At 63.4% G+C, this 14,660-nt stretch carries 13 protein-coding genes; all 13 read right to left on the bottom strand.

Annotated features, from left to right (window positions below; genetic code table 11):
* Positions 1 to 30 precede the first annotated feature (30 nt).
* Entirely contained in the window at positions 31 to 2,064 is a 2,034-nt protein-coding gene (locus NMB41_RS08065) for a hybrid sensor histidine kinase/response regulator (protein WP_494381950.1), read from the bottom strand.
* Position 2,065: 1 nt separating this feature from the next.
* Positions 2,066 to 2,665, bottom strand: a complete 600-nt coding sequence (locus tag NMB41_RS08060) for a MarC family protein (RefSeq protein WP_494381949.1) — start codon at positions 2,663 to 2,665, stop codon at positions 2,066 to 2,068.
* A gap of 155 nt (positions 2,666 to 2,820) precedes the next feature.
* Positions 2,821 to 3,360 carry a phosphoribosyltransferase gene (locus NMB41_RS08055; protein WP_494381948.1) on the bottom strand — a complete coding sequence of 180 codons (540 nt, stop codon included), beginning with the start codon at positions 3,358 to 3,360 and terminating at the stop codon, positions 2,821 to 2,823.
* A 27-nt stretch (positions 3,361 to 3,387) separates the two neighbouring features.
* Entirely contained in the window at positions 3,388 to 4,704 is a 1,317-nt protein-coding gene (locus tag NMB41_RS08050; RefSeq protein WP_494381947.1) for an adenylosuccinate synthase, read from the bottom strand.
* Positions 4,705 to 4,707: 3 nt separating this feature from the next.
* A complete protein-coding gene (locus NMB41_RS08045; protein ID WP_494381946.1) occupies positions 4,708 to 5,862 on the bottom strand; it encodes an ATP phosphoribosyltransferase regulatory subunit in 1,155 nt (384 codons plus the stop codon).
* Between the two features lie 388 nt (positions 5,863 to 6,250).
* On the bottom strand, positions 6,251 to 7,267 hold the full coding sequence (locus tag NMB41_RS08040) for an IS110 family RNA-guided transposase (RefSeq protein ID WP_494379946.1): 1,017 nt from the start codon (positions 7,265 to 7,267) through the stop codon (positions 6,251 to 6,253).
* Between the two features lie 243 nt (positions 7,268 to 7,510).
* On the bottom strand, positions 7,511 to 8,383 hold the full coding sequence (gene hflC / locus NMB41_RS08035; RefSeq protein WP_494381945.1) for a protease modulator HflC: 873 nt from the start codon (positions 8,381 to 8,383) through the stop codon (positions 7,511 to 7,513).
* Positions 8,383 to 9,678: an FtsH protease activity modulator HflK gene (gene hflK, locus NMB41_RS08030; protein ID WP_494381944.1), complete on the bottom strand. Its 1,296-nt coding sequence runs from the start codon at positions 9,676 to 9,678 to the stop codon at positions 8,383 to 8,385. Before hflK ends, hflC begins: the two co-directional genes overlap by 1 nt.
* A 5-nt stretch (positions 9,679 to 9,683) precedes the next feature.
* Positions 9,684 to 10,898 (bottom strand): GTPase HflX, encoded by a 1,215-nt coding sequence (hflX, locus tag NMB41_RS08025; RefSeq protein WP_494381943.1) that lies wholly within the window; start codon positions 10,896 to 10,898, stop codon positions 9,684 to 9,686.
* 5 nt (positions 10,899 to 10,903) lie between these two features.
* On the bottom strand, positions 10,904 to 11,140 hold the full coding sequence (hfq, locus tag NMB41_RS08020) for an RNA chaperone Hfq (RefSeq protein WP_099915134.1): 237 nt from the start codon (positions 11,138 to 11,140) through the stop codon (positions 10,904 to 10,906).
* Between the two features lie 186 nt (positions 11,141 to 11,326).
* Positions 11,327 to 12,670 carry a ribosome biogenesis GTPase Der gene (der, locus tag NMB41_RS08015; protein WP_494381942.1) on the bottom strand — a complete coding sequence of 448 codons (1,344 nt, stop codon included), beginning with the start codon at positions 12,668 to 12,670 and terminating at the stop codon, positions 11,327 to 11,329.
* A 9-nt stretch (positions 12,671 to 12,679) separates the two neighbouring features.
* Positions 12,680 to 13,834 carry an outer membrane protein assembly factor BamB gene (gene bamB, locus NMB41_RS08010; RefSeq protein WP_494381941.1) on the bottom strand — a complete coding sequence of 385 codons (1,155 nt, stop codon included), beginning with the start codon at positions 13,832 to 13,834 and terminating at the stop codon, positions 12,680 to 12,682.
* A gap of 115 nt (positions 13,835 to 13,949) precedes the next feature.
* Positions 13,950 to 14,606, bottom strand: coding sequence for a YfgM family protein (locus tag NMB41_RS08005; RefSeq protein WP_494381940.1), 657 nt, complete (start codon positions 14,604 to 14,606; stop codon positions 13,950 to 13,952).
* Positions 14,607 to 14,660 lie beyond the last annotated feature (54 nt).

Below are 14,660 nucleotides of genomic sequence, written 5' to 3'. Positions count from 1 at the left end.
AATCGCGCCGTTCGCACAAGACGCAGCGGTTCAGCCGATCGGCGGCCGCACCTGCGCCAGGATTTCGCCTACCCGCCCCAGGTCGGCCGGCTTGACCAGGTGATGGTCGAACCCGGCCTCCTCGGCCCGGCGGCGGTCTTCATCCTGGCCGTAACCGGTGAGCGCCACCAGGGTCGCGCCCTGCAGTTCCGGGAGGGCGCGCAGCTGGCGTGCCAGCGCGTAGCCGTCGGTATCGGGCAGGCCGATGTCGAGCAGCATGACCTGCGGCCGTTCCAAACGGGCGCGTTGCAGGGCGCCGCGCCCGTCGTACTCGACCGAGACGGCATGGCCCTGCACTTCCAGCAGCGTGGCCAGCATCTGGGCCGCGTCCTGGTTGTCGTCGACCACCATCACCCGCAGCGGCTCGGCATGCACAGCCGCCACTCTGCCTTCGTCGCCTTCCGGCAGGGGTGTTGCCGAATCCAGGCGCGGCAGGCAGATGTCGAATTCGCTGCCGCGTCCCGGCGCCTCGCTGCGGGCGTCGACCGTGCCGCCGTGCAGCGCGACCAGGCTTTTTACCAGGGCCAGACCAATGCCCAGTCCCCCTTGCGAGCGGTCCGGCGTGCGTTCGGCCTGGGTGAACAGTTCGAAGATATACGGCAGCACGTCGGGCTCGATGCCGATGCCGTTGTCGCTGACGGTCACCACCACCTTGCCGCCGGAGGCGGTGACGCGCAGCACGATCTGGCCGCCGGCCGGGGTGTACTTGGCGGCGTTGTTCAGGATATTCGACAGCACCTGCACCAGGCGCGTGCGGTCGCCCAGCACGTGCACCGGCTCGCCCGACAGTTGCATGGTGAGCGAATGGCGCTTCGACTCGATCAGCGGGCGCACCTGTTCCAGCGCGCCTGCCACCACGGTGTTGACGTCGATCTCTTCCTTCTCCAGCGTGACCAGGCCGCGCGTGACGCGCGAGACGTCGAGCAGATCGTTGACCAGGTCGGTCATGTGCTCGGCCTGGCGCGCAATGATCTCGCTGGCGTTGCGCACGCCCTTGGCGTCCAGGGTGCCGAGTTTCAGGAGCTGGGCCGCGGTCGTGATCGGCGCCAGCGGGTTGCGCAGTTCGTGCGCCAGCATCGCCAGGAACTGGTCTTTCTGGCGGTTCGCGGCGCGCAGTTCGTCCTCGACCTGCTTGCGCACGGTGACGTCGCTGCCCTCGACGAAGATACCCACGACCTCGCCGGCCGCGTCGCGGATCGGCTGGTAGATAAAGTCGAGATAGCGCCGTTCGAGCGGCGCCCCCGCCTCCCGGGCCACATCCAGCGGCACCGCATGACCCACGAAAGGTGCGCCGCTGGTGTAGACCTGGTCGAGCAGCTCGAAGAAGCCCTGCCCTTCGACCTCCGGCAAGGCCTCGCGCGCGGTCTTGCCGATCAGGTCGCTGCGACCAATCAACTCGACATAACTTTTGTTCGTAATTTCAAACACATGTTCGGGACCGCGCAGCACGGCGATAATCCCCGGCGCCTGCTCGAACAGGGTCACCAGGCGCTTGTTTTCCTCGTCGCGGTAGCGCTCGGCCTGAACCTGCTCGGTCACCTCGACGCAGGCGCAGTACATGCCTGCCACTTCACCGGTATCGTCGCGCACTGGCGAGTACGAGAACGTGAAGAAGGTCTGTTCGTCGTAACCATGGCGGTGCATCACGAGCGGCAGTTTTTCCATATACGTCGCCTCGCCATCCAGCGCGCGCTTGATCAACGGATAGATGTCCTGCCAAATTTCGGACCACACCGCTTGGAACGGCGTCCCCAGCGCTGCCGGATGCTTGTCGCCGAGAATCGGAATATAGGGTTCGTTATACAGGAACGCCAGGTCCTTGCCCCAGGCGCAGAACATCGGAAACTTCGATCCCAGCATGAGCGAGACGACCGTGCGCAGCGCCTGCGACCAGCCTGCCGGGTCGCCCAAGGGCGAACGCGACCAGTCGTGCGACCGCATCAGCGCCCCGACCTCGCCGCCGCCGCTCAGGAACATCGGCGAGGCTGCGTGGGTGTCGTTCGATGATGCGGGCAAATCGCTCATATCAGAGGGTCTTCACGAATTCACGGATGCCGCCCAGCAGCATTTCGACCGACATCGCCGTCAGGATCAGGCCCATCAGGCGCTCGAAGGCCGTCATTACTTGGGGTCCGAGCTTTTGCTGCAGGCGCTCGGCGGAGAGGAAGACCATCAGCCAGACGATGGCGACAGCCGCCAGCGCGGCCACATGGACCATGGTTTCGGACAAAGAACCCGAGCTGAACAGCAGCACGGTGGCCAGCGCCGAGGGGCCGGCCAGCGCCGGAATGGCGAGCGGCACGATGAAGGGTTCGCCGCCATGCTCGCTGCGGCCCAGCACGCCATCGGGATGCGGGAAGATCATGCGGATCGCGATGATCAACAGGATCACGGCGCCGCCGATGCGCAGCGCGACCGGGCTCAGGTGCAAGGCGGCCAGGAAGTGCTGGCCGAAGAACATGAAGACCAGCAGCAGCAAGAAGGCGATCGCGCATTCGCGCACGACGATGCGGGGACGGCGCTGGACCGGCGTGTCCTTCAGGGCGGCGGCAAACAGGGGAACGTTGCCGAAGGGGTCAGTGACGAGGATGAGCAGGATGAAGGTCTGGAAAAAGCTTTGGGTCATGGTTTTTGTTGTTGGTTTTCCCCGGCGTACGGCGGGCGGAACAATCTTAACCGATTCGCACGGTGGCGGTTGCACAATGGCTGGAGGCAAGAAAAAAGGCCAGAGCGTCGGGACGCCCTGGCCTTTTCGCAATTCGGCGCAGATGGCCGAAGCGATTACTTCTCGAACTTCTTCATCCACGCCGACAACTGATGCGGACGCAGGCCGTCGTAATCCTCGAACGGCTGGTGGATCCACGGATTGTGCGGCAGGTCTTCGAGGTGGTAGTCCGGCTTAAAGGCCGAGGTACCCTTGACCCAGATGACGGCCGACTTGACTTCGGTGACGTCGGCGTAGTTCTCGGTCAGGTGCTCGCGCACGCGCTGCAGCGTCACGCCCGAATCGGCCAGATCGTCGACCAGCAAAATGCGGCCGGCCAGCGGGCCCTTGGTCATCGTCATGTACTTGGCGATGTCGAGGTTACCCTGCTTGGTGCCGGCTTCTTCACGGTAGGAGCTGGTCGACAGGATCGCCAGCGGCACGTCGAAGATGCGCGAGATCACGTCGCCCGGACGCACGCCGCCGCGCGCCAGGCACAGCACCATGTCGAACTTCCAGTTCGATTCGTACACTTGCAGGGCGAGACGCTCGACCAGGCGGTTGTACTCATCCCACGAAACCCAAAGGTCCTTCTCGGTCGATACAGGGGTGTTCATTTCAGGCTATTCCTATTTTATAATGGATCAGGCAGCAAACGGGTGGCGCAGGACGATGGTTTCTTCGCGGTCGGGACCGGTCGAGACCATGTCGATCGGGATGCCGACCAGCTCTTCGATGCGCTTGATGTAGGCGCGGGCGTTGGCCGGCAGCTCTTCCATCGACTTGGCGCCGACCGTCGTTTCGGTCCAGCCAGGCATCTCTTCGTAGACCGGCTCGCAGAGAGCCGCTTCTTCGGCGCCGACCGGGAAGATGTCGACATCGCGGCCGTCGATCTTGTAGCCGGTGCACAGTTTCAGGGTCTCGATGCCGTCCAGCACGTCGAGCTTGGTCAGGCACATGCCCGACACGCCGTTGATCTGGACCGAGCGGCGCAGCAGTGCGGCGTCGAACCAGCCGCAGCGGCGGGCGCGGCCCGTCACGGTGCCGAATTCATGGCCGACGCGCGAGAGGTGCTCGCCGACGCCTGCGTCGGTCGGCAGTTCGGCCGGGAACGGGCCCGAACCGACGCGCGTGGTGTAGGCCTTGGTGATGCCCATGATGTAGTGCAGCATGCCAGGACCGACGCCGGCGCCGGCTGCGGCATTGCCCGCCACGCAGTTCGACGAGGTGACGAACGGATAGGTGCCGTGGTCGACATCTAACAGGGAACCTTGCGCGCCTTCGAACAGCAGGCTGCCGCCGGCCTTGTGGGCTGCGTACAGCGCCGACGACACGTCGCCGACCATCGGACGAAGGCGCGGCACCAGGGCCATCGCGTCGTCGAAGGTCTTCTGGAAGTCGATCGCTTCGCCGCCCAGGTAGTTCACCAGCACGAAGTTGTGGTACTCGAGGTTTTCCTTGAGTTTTTCGGCGAAGCGCTCTTCGTTGAGCATGTCGGCGATGCGGATGGCACGGCGCGCGACCTTGTCTTCGTAGGCCGGGCCGATGCCCTTGCCGGTGGTGCCGATCTTGTTGACGCCGCGCTTGGCTTCACGGGCCTGGTCGATGGCGACGTGGTAAGGCAGGATGACCGGGCAGGCTTCCGAGATTTTCAGGCGCGAGACGACTTCGACGCCGGCGGCTGCCAGCTTGTCGATTTCGCGCATCACGTCCGGTACCGAGACGACGACGCCGTTGCCGATGTAGCAGGCCACGCCTTCGCGCATGATGCCCGACGGGATCAGCTGCAGAGCCGTTTTCTGGCCCTTGATGACCAGCGTATGGCCGGCGTTATGGCCGCCCTGGAAACGGACGACGCCCGCTGCGTGATCGGTCAACCAGTCGACGATCTTACCCTTGCCCTCATCGCCCCACTGGGTGCCGATGACAACGACGTTCTTTGCCACGTTAGTATTTGACATCACTTAACCTAAGTTTTTGAGAATCCAATTTCCATCTTCGAGCACGAGTACGCGATCGCACTCGAACTCGTCCTGAACGTTTTCGTGACCCGGCATGGACTGGATCACGACTTCGCCTGCCTTGCGCAGGTCAGCGATTTCTTCGCGCAGCTCGGGCGCGTTGCCCCAGGGGGCGCGGATCGAATGCTTGCGCTCGGCCGTCGGCAGCAGCCGGGCCAGTTCGCGCAAGTCGAGCGAGAAGCCGGTAGCCGGACGCGCGCGCCCGAAAGCTTCGCCCACGTGGTCGTAGCGGCCGCCCCGCGCTACCGCATTCGGCAGGCCCGGAACATACAGCGCGAACATGGCGCCGCTTTCGTATTGGTAGCCGCGCAGGTCGGCCAGGTCGATCGCCACTTCCGCGCGCCCGATGGCGCATGCGGCCAGCGCGGCAAGTTCGGCCAGCGCGCGCGTGATGCCCGGCAGCGCCGGCAACACCTCTTTCGCGCGTCCCAGCACGTCGACGTCGCCGTACAGGTTCGGCAGCGCAAGCAGTGCGGCGCGCGTGACGGGGTCGTAGTTGCGGGTGATCTCGTCCAGACCCGGCGTGTCTTTCGCGCGCAGGTAGGCGGTGATCTGGGCTTCGTCTTTTTTGGCGGCCGCGTCTTCGTCAAGAAGCGCGCGCAGGACGCCGACGTGGGCCATGTCGAGGCGCACGTCAAGGAAGCCTGCCAGCGCGACCGACGCCAGGGCGAGCTCCTGGATCTCGGCATCGGCCTCCAGGCCGGCGTGGCCGTAGATCTCGGCGCCAATCTGGATCGGCTCGCGCGTGGCGTGCAGGCCCGATGGACGGGTATGCAGGACGCTGCCGCAATAGCACAGGCGCGTGATCGACTCGCGATTGAGCAGGTGGGCGTCGATGCGCGCCACTTGCGTGGTCATGTCGGCGCGCAGGCCGAGCAGGCGGCCCGAGAGCTGGTCGACCAGCTTGAAGGTGCGCAGGTCGGTATCCTGGCCGGCGCCGGCCAGCAGCGACTCGACGTACTCGAGCAGCGGCGGCATGACCATCTCGTAGCCGTACAGGCGGAAGGTGTCGAGCATCTGGCGCCGCAGATCTTCGATCTTGCGCGCTTCCGACGGTAATACGTCGGCGATATTCTCAGGCAAAAGCCAGTTCGGCATGGGCAACAGCTGTGGGATTGTTAGGAATGATGCAACATGGCGCGCTCGTGCAGCACGAAGTCAGCGCCGAATCGGCAATTTTACCCGAAAATGGGGACGGATTGGGGATTGGAGCGGAAGTACGTATCTATGGACTCCACCCGTTTTGCAAGAAGAAGATTGAATTTCTGCCGTTAGGAAGAGTTGCGTGTATCTATTCGGCCTGTTCGGTGAGCGCTCTTCGTGCTCTGGCCCTGATGTGATACGCGCGTCGGGATCCATATAGGGTGCCGGCCTTGAGGGCCGTTACGGTTCTCGGATTCGCCCGACGCCGGTCCGACCTGTTGGCATCATTCGTTCTTCATCATCGCAAACTTGGCGGTATTGCTCCTTCTATTCGTTCGGTATTTCAGACCGGTCTGGTCGTGATGTTCGACCAGACCGGAACATAGCTTCGACCATGTGCCAACAGTGCCCAGATCACCCTGGCCATTTTGTTGGCCAATGCAACTGCGGCCACATTGAAACTTCGACGCTCGGCGACTTTCCTGGCCCAGCAAAGTTGGCGATCAGGCTTGTTAGCCGCGCTGCGCAGCGCACTACGCGCGCCATGGATTAAGAACGTTCGTAGGTGACTGTCGCCCTTGCACGTGATGCCATACAGGCGCTGCTTTCCTCCGCTGCTGTGCTCGCGTGGCACCAACCCCAGGTTCGCTGCAAAATCGCGGCCGCTACGGAAGTGGTGCGGGTCAGCCACGCTGGCAATCACTGCCGTCGCGATAATCGGACCGACGCCCGGTATCTCCATCAGTTTTTGAGCCGTCTCCGCTTTGGCTGCCTGGTTCAACCTGCGTTCGTACGCCAGGATCCGTTGCTCCTTGTCGTCGAGTTGTTCCTTCAGTTCCCGAAACGTCGTCAGCGCCGAGCCGGACAGGCCGTTCTCGGGATCGGCCAGCCAAGCCATGAGCCCATCGCGGAACCTGGCAACACCCTTTGCAAATACCTGGCCGTACTCGCCGGCGAAGGCGCGAAGGCGGTTGATCAACGCGACACGCTCCGTCATCAGCGCACTGCGCGCACGGTGCAGCATCTGCAAATCCTGCTGGGCCGGGGTATTGATCGGGACGTACTTGGTCGAGCTACGCGATCGGGCTTCAGCAATTGCAGCAGCGTCGTTGGTGTCATTCTTGTTGCCAGTCACGAAGGCCCGGGTGTGCTGGGCAGCGATCAGCTTGACGTCGTGTCCCAGCGCGATCAGTTCCCGGGCCCAATAGTGGGAACCTGCGCATGCTTCGATACCGACTGCCATCGGCGGCAACTCCCTGAACGCCCGCAGCACCTCGCTGCGTTTCCACTTGCGCTGCCAGATCCGTTTGCCGTTACGGTCCTGCGCCACCGCGACAAATACGTCCTTGGCGATATCCAAGCCAGCTACTTTTGCGTTAGCATTCACAGTGACTCCCCCTCTTGTCTTTGCTTGCCAGCCCAATCTGGCACGCTTGGCACAATGATGCCGTTAGCAGGAGGGTGGAGTCCATCACATTAGGGTGGGCACCCCGTGCCCACGCGGAAGGAGGAGCAGACGCGGCATCACCGCGGACGGCAACACCGTGCATGCATCCGCGTGGGCACGGAGTGCCCACCCTACCGTGCCCCGGCTAGCGCCGGGTCACTTGCTCCCCGGCCCCTTGAAATACTTGAAGAACTCGGAATTCGAATCGATCACCATCACGTCGCCATGTGCCTTGAAGCTGGCGCGGTAGGCTTCCAACGAGCGGTAGAACTTGTAGAACTCGGGGTTCTTGCCGAAAGCTTCAGCGTAGATCGCGGAAGCCTTGGCATCGCCCTCGCCCTTCGTCTTCTCGGCTTCGCGGAAGGCTTCGGCCAGGATCACGGTGCGCTGGCGGTCGGCGTCGGCGCGGATCTTTTCGCTTTCGGCGGAACCGGTCGAACGCAGCTCGTTCGCCACCCGCACGCGCTCGGCACGCATGCGGTCGTAGACCGAGGCGTTGATCTGCTCGATGTAGTCGACGCGCTTCAGGCGCACGTCGACGATGCCGATGCCGATCTGTTTGGCTTCGGCGACGACCTTGTTCTGCACCGCCTTCATCACGGCGCCACGCTCGCCCGAAATCACTTCGCGCACGGTGCGCTTGGTGATCTCGTCGTTCAGGGCCGCCTTGATGATCTGCGACATGCGGTTCGTCGCGGCGCGCTCGTCGCCACTGAAGCTGACGTAGTACAGGCGCGGCTCGACGATGCGCCATTTCACGAAGGCGTCGACCAGGATGTTCTTCTTCTCGGCCGTGATGAAGCGGTCGGCGTCGGGCGTATCCAGGGTCAGGATGCGCTTGTCGAGATAGATCACGTTCTGGAACGGCGGCGGCAGCTTGAAGTGCAGGCCGGGTTCGGCGATGACTTCACGCACTTCGCCCAGGGCGAAGACGATGGCGAAGCGGCGCTGGTCGACGACAAAGACGGTCGACGAGAGCAGCATCAGGGCGATGAAGCCCGCCACGAAAATGGTTACGAGGCGGCTCATTAACGGCTCTCCCTGTCACGTGAGGAATCGCGCGCGCGGCTATCGCGCTGGCGCACCTGTTCTAATGTCTGCGTCACTTCCTGCGAAGGCGTTGCAGCCTGCTCCTGCGGCACCTGCACCGGGCCGGAACGCGCGCTGCCGGTGGCGGCGTCGTTCGCGGCAACCTGCGCGATCAGCTTGTCGAGCGGCAGGTACAGCAGGTTCGAGCCCGACTTGGCGTCGACCATCACCTTGCTGGTGGTGCTGAAGATCTGCTGCATGGTGTCGATGTACATGCGGTCACGGGTCACGCTTGGCGCTTTCGCATATTCGGCGACGACCTGGTTGAAGCGCGAGGCGTTACCGGTCGCGTTTTCGACCACCATCGAGCGGTAGGCTTCGGCGTCCTGCAGCAGGCGGAAGGCGGCGCCACGGGCACGCGGGATCACGTCGTTGGCATAGGCTTCGCCTTCGTTGCGGGCACGGGCGCGGTCCTGGCCGGCTTTCACCGCATCGTCAAAAGCGCTTTGCACCTGCTCCGGCGGCTGGACGTTCTGCATCGTGACGTTGGTGACGAGCGCGCCAAGCTTGTAGCGGTCGACGATCTGCTGGATCATGTTCTGCACGTCGAGGGCCACCTTTTCGCGGCCTTCGTACAGGACGAAGTCCATCTTGTTGCGGCCGACGACTTCGCGGATGGCGGTCTCGGCGACCTGGCGCACGGTGGTGTCCTGGTCGCGGTTGTTGAAGACCCAGGCGACCGGATCCTTCAGCGTGTACTGCACCGCGAACTGGATGTCGATGATGTTTTCGTCGTCGGTCAGCATCAGCGCTTCGGCCTGCTGCTTGTTGCGCACGTTGTCGCGGTAGCCCACTTCGGCCGTGCGCACTTGCGAAACATTGACCGTCTCGTGGGCCTGGATCGGGGCTGGCCAGCGCCAGTTGAAACCGGCGCCGGTGGTGTGGGACAGGCGTCCGAACGTGGTGACCACGCCGACCTGCCCTTCCTGCACGATGAAGGCGCCGCTGGCGAGCCAGATCAGGAGGACGATGAAGCCGATCACGGAAGCCGTGATGCCGGCGCCGCGGCCTTCGCCGCGGTAAGGGCCGCCGGCGTCGCCGCCGTTATTGCCGCGGCTGCCGAACAGGCGGTTCAGGCGCGCATTGAAGTCGCGCCACATCTGGTCGAGATCAGGAGGGCCTTCGCCGGGGCGGCGGCCTTCCTGGGCTTTGTGGCCGCCTTCGGGATTTTTGCCCCAGCGTGGATCGTTCAGCGACAGTTTGATGCCGAAACGTTTAAATAAGGAAACAAGCATAGGCTTCAATGTGGCCCGACATGGGTGGAGGTTGGATTACTTTCGCCGGCATCGTCAAATGACAACTCCAGCGCTGCATCGTCCTGCTCTTCGTTTTTAGGGCTCGAGCCTGGTGCCGGGCTGACGCCCGACGCGGCTGCCTCGACAATTGCTTCGCGCAAGAGATCGAGACCGGCGCCGCTCCTGGCGCTGATAAAAACGCGGCTGATTTTATCATGTTCATCACGTTCGACCCCAGGCTGAAGGTCGGCCGCATCAATCTTGTTCCACACGAGGATCTGCGGAATGTGGTCCGCACCGATTTCGCGCAAGACTTCGTTGACTTGCTCGATCTGTTCCATGCGCGTAGGCGAAGAACCGTCGACCACGTGCAGCAGCACGTCGGCGTGGATGGTTTCTTCCAGCGTGGCGCGGAAAGCGGCCACCAATTGGTGCGGCAGCTCGCGCACGAAACCGACGGTGTCGGAAATGACGACGCTGCCGGTGCCCTCGCCCAGGTACAGGCGGCGGCTGGTGGTATCGAGCGTTGCGAACAGCTGGTTGGCGACGTAGACGCCCGCCTTGGTGAGCGTGTTGAACAGGGTCGACTTGCCGGCATTGGTATAGCCGACCAGCGAGACCGAGAAGGTGTTGTTGCGACCGCGTGCACGGCGCTGGGTTTCATGCTGCTTGCGCAGCTTGGTCAGGCGCGTGCGCAAGGCCTTGACGCGCTCGCCGATTAACCGGCGGTCGGTCTCGAGCTGGGTTTCACCCGGACCGCGCAGGCCGATACCGCCCTTCTGGCGTTCGAGGTGGGTCCAGCCGCGGATCAGGCGCGTGGCCAGGTGCTGCAGCTGCGCCAGCTCGACTTGCAGCTTGCCCTCGTGGCTCTGGGCACGCTGGGCGAAGATGTCGAGGATCAGGCTGGTGCGGTCGATGATGCGCAGTTCCAGGCGCCGCTCGAGGTTACGCTGCTGCGCCGGGGACAAGGCATGGTTGAAGATGACGAGTTCTGCGCCAAGGGCCTTGGCGGCGACGCCGATTTCGTCGGCCTTGCCGCTGCCGACGAAGTAGGCAGGATCGGGAGCATTGCGTTTGGCGGTGATCGTATCGATCGGCTCTGCGCCGGCAGAGCTGGCCAGCAAGGCCAGCTCTTCGAGGCTGGCCGTGAAGTCGACCGCGCCGAAATCGACGCCGACGAGGACGGCGCGCGTGATGTTGGTGCCGGGGGCGTCAGCCATCGGCCTTACTCAGCTTCGGGTTCGAGGTTGAGATTGACGGCACGGGCCGGAACAACAGTCGAAATGGCATGCTTGTACACCATCTGGGTCACGGTGTTGCGGAGCAGGACGACGTACTGGTCGAACGACTCGATATGGCCTTGCAGCTTGATCCCGTTGACGAGGTAGATCGATACCGGGACGTGCTCTTTGCGCAAGGCATTGAGGAATGGGTCTTGTAACAGTTGCCCTTTGTTGCTCATAACAGCTCCGTAATGTTGTTGTAGTTTAAAAAATGGAGGCAGACGCCTCCTTTTCAAGTGCACGGGGCAAGATTCAGCTTTGCGAACGATGGCCTGCAACTACTGTAACCTGTTTTGGACGTCCTTGTCGTACTGCTACGCTTAAGAAACAATTAAACCGGCCCCGTTTGCATGAATGCCGGCCTTTTAATTCTGGTCGCGCGCGAACGGATTTTTGCCGCTGCGCAGTTCGATGCGCAAAGGCGTGCCGACCAGGTTGAAGGTCTCGCGGAAATGCTTTTCCAGGTAGCGCTTGTACGGCTCGGTAATGCCGTCCAGTGCGTTGCCGTGGATGACGATGATCGGCGGATTCTGGCCACCCTGGTGGGCATAGCGCATCTTGGGACGCGAGGTGCCCTTGCGCTTCGGTTCCTGCTTCTCGACCGCTTCCTGCAGCGCGCGCGTCAGGCGCGGCGTCGACAGGTTGGCGGTGGCCGCGGCGTAGGCCGTATCGACCGACGCCATCAGCTGCTTGATGCCGGTGCCCTTCAGCGCCGAGATGAAACGCGTCTCGGCAAAGCCCAGGAAGTCGAGCTTGCGGTCCATGTCGTTCTTGATCTCGTCGCGCTGGTCGGAGGTCAAGCCATCCCACTTGTTGACAGCGACAACCAAGGCGCGCCCCGATTCCAGGATGAAGCCGGCGATGTGCGCGTCCTGCTCGGAGATGTTCTCCTGCGCGTCGAGCATCAGCACGACCACGTTGGCCTCGGTCACCGACTGCAGGGTTTTCACGACCGAGAATTTCTCGATCGCTTCGAACACCTTGCCGCGGCGACGAATACCGGCCGTGTCGATCAGCGTGTACTGCTTGCCGTCGCGCTCGAACGGCACTTCGATCGAGTCGCGGGTGGTGCCCGGCATGTCGAAGGCGATCACGCGCTGCTCGCCGACCAGGGTGTTGATCAGGGTCGACTTGCCGACGTTCGGACGGCCGACGATGGCGATCTTGACGCCGCGGTCCTGCTGCTCGAGTTCTTCTTCGGCATCCGGACGGGTGGCGAAGGCCTGGTCCAGCGCTTCGCCGACGAGGTCGGTGACGCCGTCGCCGTGGGCGGCCGAGATGACGTAAGGGTCGCCCATGCCCAGTTCATAGAACTCGGCGGTGACGGAGGTGTACTTCATGCCTTCCGACTTGTTCACCACCAGCATGACCTGGCGGCCGGACTTGCGCAGGAAGTCGGTGATGGTCTTGTCGTGCGGCGTGAGACCCTGGCGGCCGTCGACGATGAAAATCACGACGTCGGCTTCCGCCACCGCCTGTTTCGTCTGCAGCGCCATCTCGTGCATGATGCCTTCCTTGGCGACCGGTTCGAAACCGCCCGTGTCGATCACCAGGAACGGCCGCTCGCCGATACGCCCTTCGCCGTAGTGGCGGTCGCGCGTCAGGCCAGGCATGTCGGCCACCAACGCGTCGCGCGAACGGGTCAGGCGGTTGAATAGGGTCGACTTCCCGACGTTCGGGCGACCAACGAGTGCAATTACCGGCTTCATGTAGTTATTCTATTCGACCGCGATGGCGGTCACAGTTCCATTTTGTGTTTGAAAAATCAGGTTCGATCCGGCAACCAGAGGCGTGCCGCTGATGGCGCTGCCATCGGTTGCGGCGCGCGCGAGGAAAGTACCGTCCTCGCGCGACAGGAAGTGGATATAACCCTCGTAGTCGCCGACGGCGACCGCGCGGCCATACGAGACTGGCGTCGACAGGCCGCGGAAGGCGAGCTTGTCGTTCTTCCAGGCGCTGGCGCCGCCGTCGCGGTTGAAGGCGCTCAGGGCGCCCTTGTCGTCGGCGGCAAAGACGAAGCGCTGGTCGACGGCAACGCCGACGGTCGAGGACAGGTCGCGCGTCCAGCGCGGCGAGCCGCTGGCCACGTCATAGCAGGCGACGCGGCCCTGGTAGGCCACGGCGCAGACGTCGGATTCGAAAATCGTCGGCGCGCCGCCCAGGTCGGTCACGCGCTCGAGTTCGGTGGCGCCGCGTGCGGTGCCCACTTCGACTTCCCAGCGCGGGGCGCCGGTAGCCATGATGAAGGCGCCGAGCTTGCCGGCCGGCTGGGCGATGATCACGTCCTTGTCGTAGACGGCCATGCCCGGCGCGGTGCGCAGGGTCAGGGCCGGGGCGGTGCGCTGCACGGTCCATTTCTTCTGGCCGGTGGCGGCGTCGATGCCGACGATGCGGTTGTCGATCGAACGTGCCACGACGACGCCCTGCCCCACCGCTGGTGCGGACAGGATTTCGCTGGAGAGCTGGGTCTTCCAGAGCGCCTTGCCGTCCATGTCGAAGGCCATCAGGACGCCATCGGCAGCGCCGACGACGATCACGTTGCCGTCGGTGCCGACGCCCGCGGTCAGCTCGCTCGGGGCCTTGATGCGCCAGAGCGGGCGGCCGTTTGCGGCCTCGACGCGCGCGATGCTGCCATCGGCGCCGGCGACGACGACGGTATTGCCGGCCATCGCAGGCGAGAACTGGTAGCCGCGCGCCTTGCCGAGGTCGAGCTTCCAGGCGGTGCGCACGGCCATCGTGCCTTTCAGTTCGACGAGCTTGGCCGGCTCGCTGCTTTTGTCTTTCGATCCGAACGGATTGAGCGAGCTCAAGGTCGAGCAGCCCGTCATCAGGGCCAGGACACCGACACCAACCAGCTTACGGGTAATACGCATTTTTCTTTTACCTTGTTCCGAGTCTGTAAAGGACGACACTATCTAAAGCACGTAATAAAGCACATAAGCCCGCGCGGGCCGGAAAGGCACGCGCGGGCTCGAATCGATGACCGGCTTAAGCCGCCGCTTTCGGCGCGGCAGGCGCGGTACCGCCGATGGCTTCCAGCTTGATGCGCACCAGCTGAGTGCCCGGATGCTTCGGACCCATGGCGGCCAGCGCGGCCAGGTAGGCGGCGCGTGCTTCGACAATCTTGTTCTGGGCAACGAGCACGTCGCCCTTGCGGTCCGACACTTCGGCGCCGAACTGCGGCAGCGTTTTTTCGTTCAGCAGCTTCATGGCGCCGTCGAAGTTCTTCTCGTCGAGCAGCACGCCGGCCAGGCGCAGGCGCGCCACCGACTGGTATTCGTCGTTGCCATTGTCGATCACCCATTGCAGCTGGGCTTTCGCGGCTTTCAGGTCGTTCGCATCGAATGCGGTCTTGGCGGCGGCCAGCGCGCTCATCTGTGCGTAGGTGGTGCGCTTGAACTTCGACTGGATGTCGCTGGCGATGCGCTGCGACTTGGCGTTGTCCTTGGCGGTGACGGCATCGGTCAGCTCGTCGTACAGGGCCGAGGCCTCGCCCGATTGCTTGCGCGTATGCGTGTTCCAGTAGTTGTAGGCGGCAAAGGAGCCGAGGGCGATAATCAGCACCCAGGTGATCAGGTTGCCGTACTTCGCCCAGAAAGCCTTGAAAGTCGCAATCTGTTCTTGTTCTTCGAGGTCGTATGCCATGTCGTTCGTCTAGTAGGTCTAGTTATGAATGTGGGTTAATTCAGTTACGCAGAT

It is taken from the genome of Massilia sp. FBCC-B171, from assembly GCF_059134155.1.
This window is presented reverse-complemented; position numbering and strand designations above follow the sequence as displayed.

Coding starts and splice junctions, on each gene's coding strand:
- NMB41_RS08005 (WP_494381940.1), bottom strand. CDS start 14,606: ATGGCATACGACCTCGAAGAACAAGAACAGATTGCGACTTTCAAGGCT.
- der (WP_494381942.1), bottom strand. CDS start 12,670: ATGAAGCCGGTAATTGCACTCGTTGGTCGCCCGAACGTCGGGAAGTCG.
- hfq (WP_099915134.1), bottom strand. CDS start 11,140: ATGAGCAACAAAGGGCAACTGTTACAAGACCCATTCCTCAATGCCTTG.
- NMB41_RS08055 (WP_494381948.1), bottom strand. CDS start 3,360: ATGAACACCCCTGTATCGACCGAGAAGGACCTTTGGGTTTCGTGGGAT.
- NMB41_RS08050 (WP_494381947.1), bottom strand. CDS start 4,704: ATGTCAAATACTAACGTGGCAAAGAACGTCGTTGTCATCGGCACCCAG.
- hflX (WP_494381943.1), bottom strand. CDS start 10,898: ATGGCTGACGCCCCCGGCACCAACATCACGCGCGCCGTCCTCGTCGGC.
- bamB (WP_494381941.1), bottom strand. CDS start 13,834: ATGCGTATTACCCGTAAGCTGGTTGGTGTCGGTGTCCTGGCCCTGATG.
- hflC (WP_494381945.1), bottom strand. CDS start 8,383: ATGAGCCGCCTCGTAACCATTTTCGTGGCGGGCTTCATCGCCCTGATG.
- hflK (WP_494381944.1), bottom strand. CDS start 9,678: ATGCTTGTTTCCTTATTTAAACGTTTCGGCATCAAACTGTCGCTGAAC.
- NMB41_RS08045 (WP_494381946.1), bottom strand. CDS start 5,862: ATGCCGAACTGGCTTTTGCCTGAGAATATCGCCGACGTATTACCGTCG.
- NMB41_RS08065 (WP_494381950.1), bottom strand. CDS start 2,064: ATGAGCGATTTGCCCGCATCATCGAACGACACCCACGCAGCCTCGCCG.
- NMB41_RS08060 (WP_494381949.1), bottom strand. CDS start 2,665: ATGACCCAAAGCTTTTTCCAGACCTTCATCCTGCTCATCCTCGTCACT.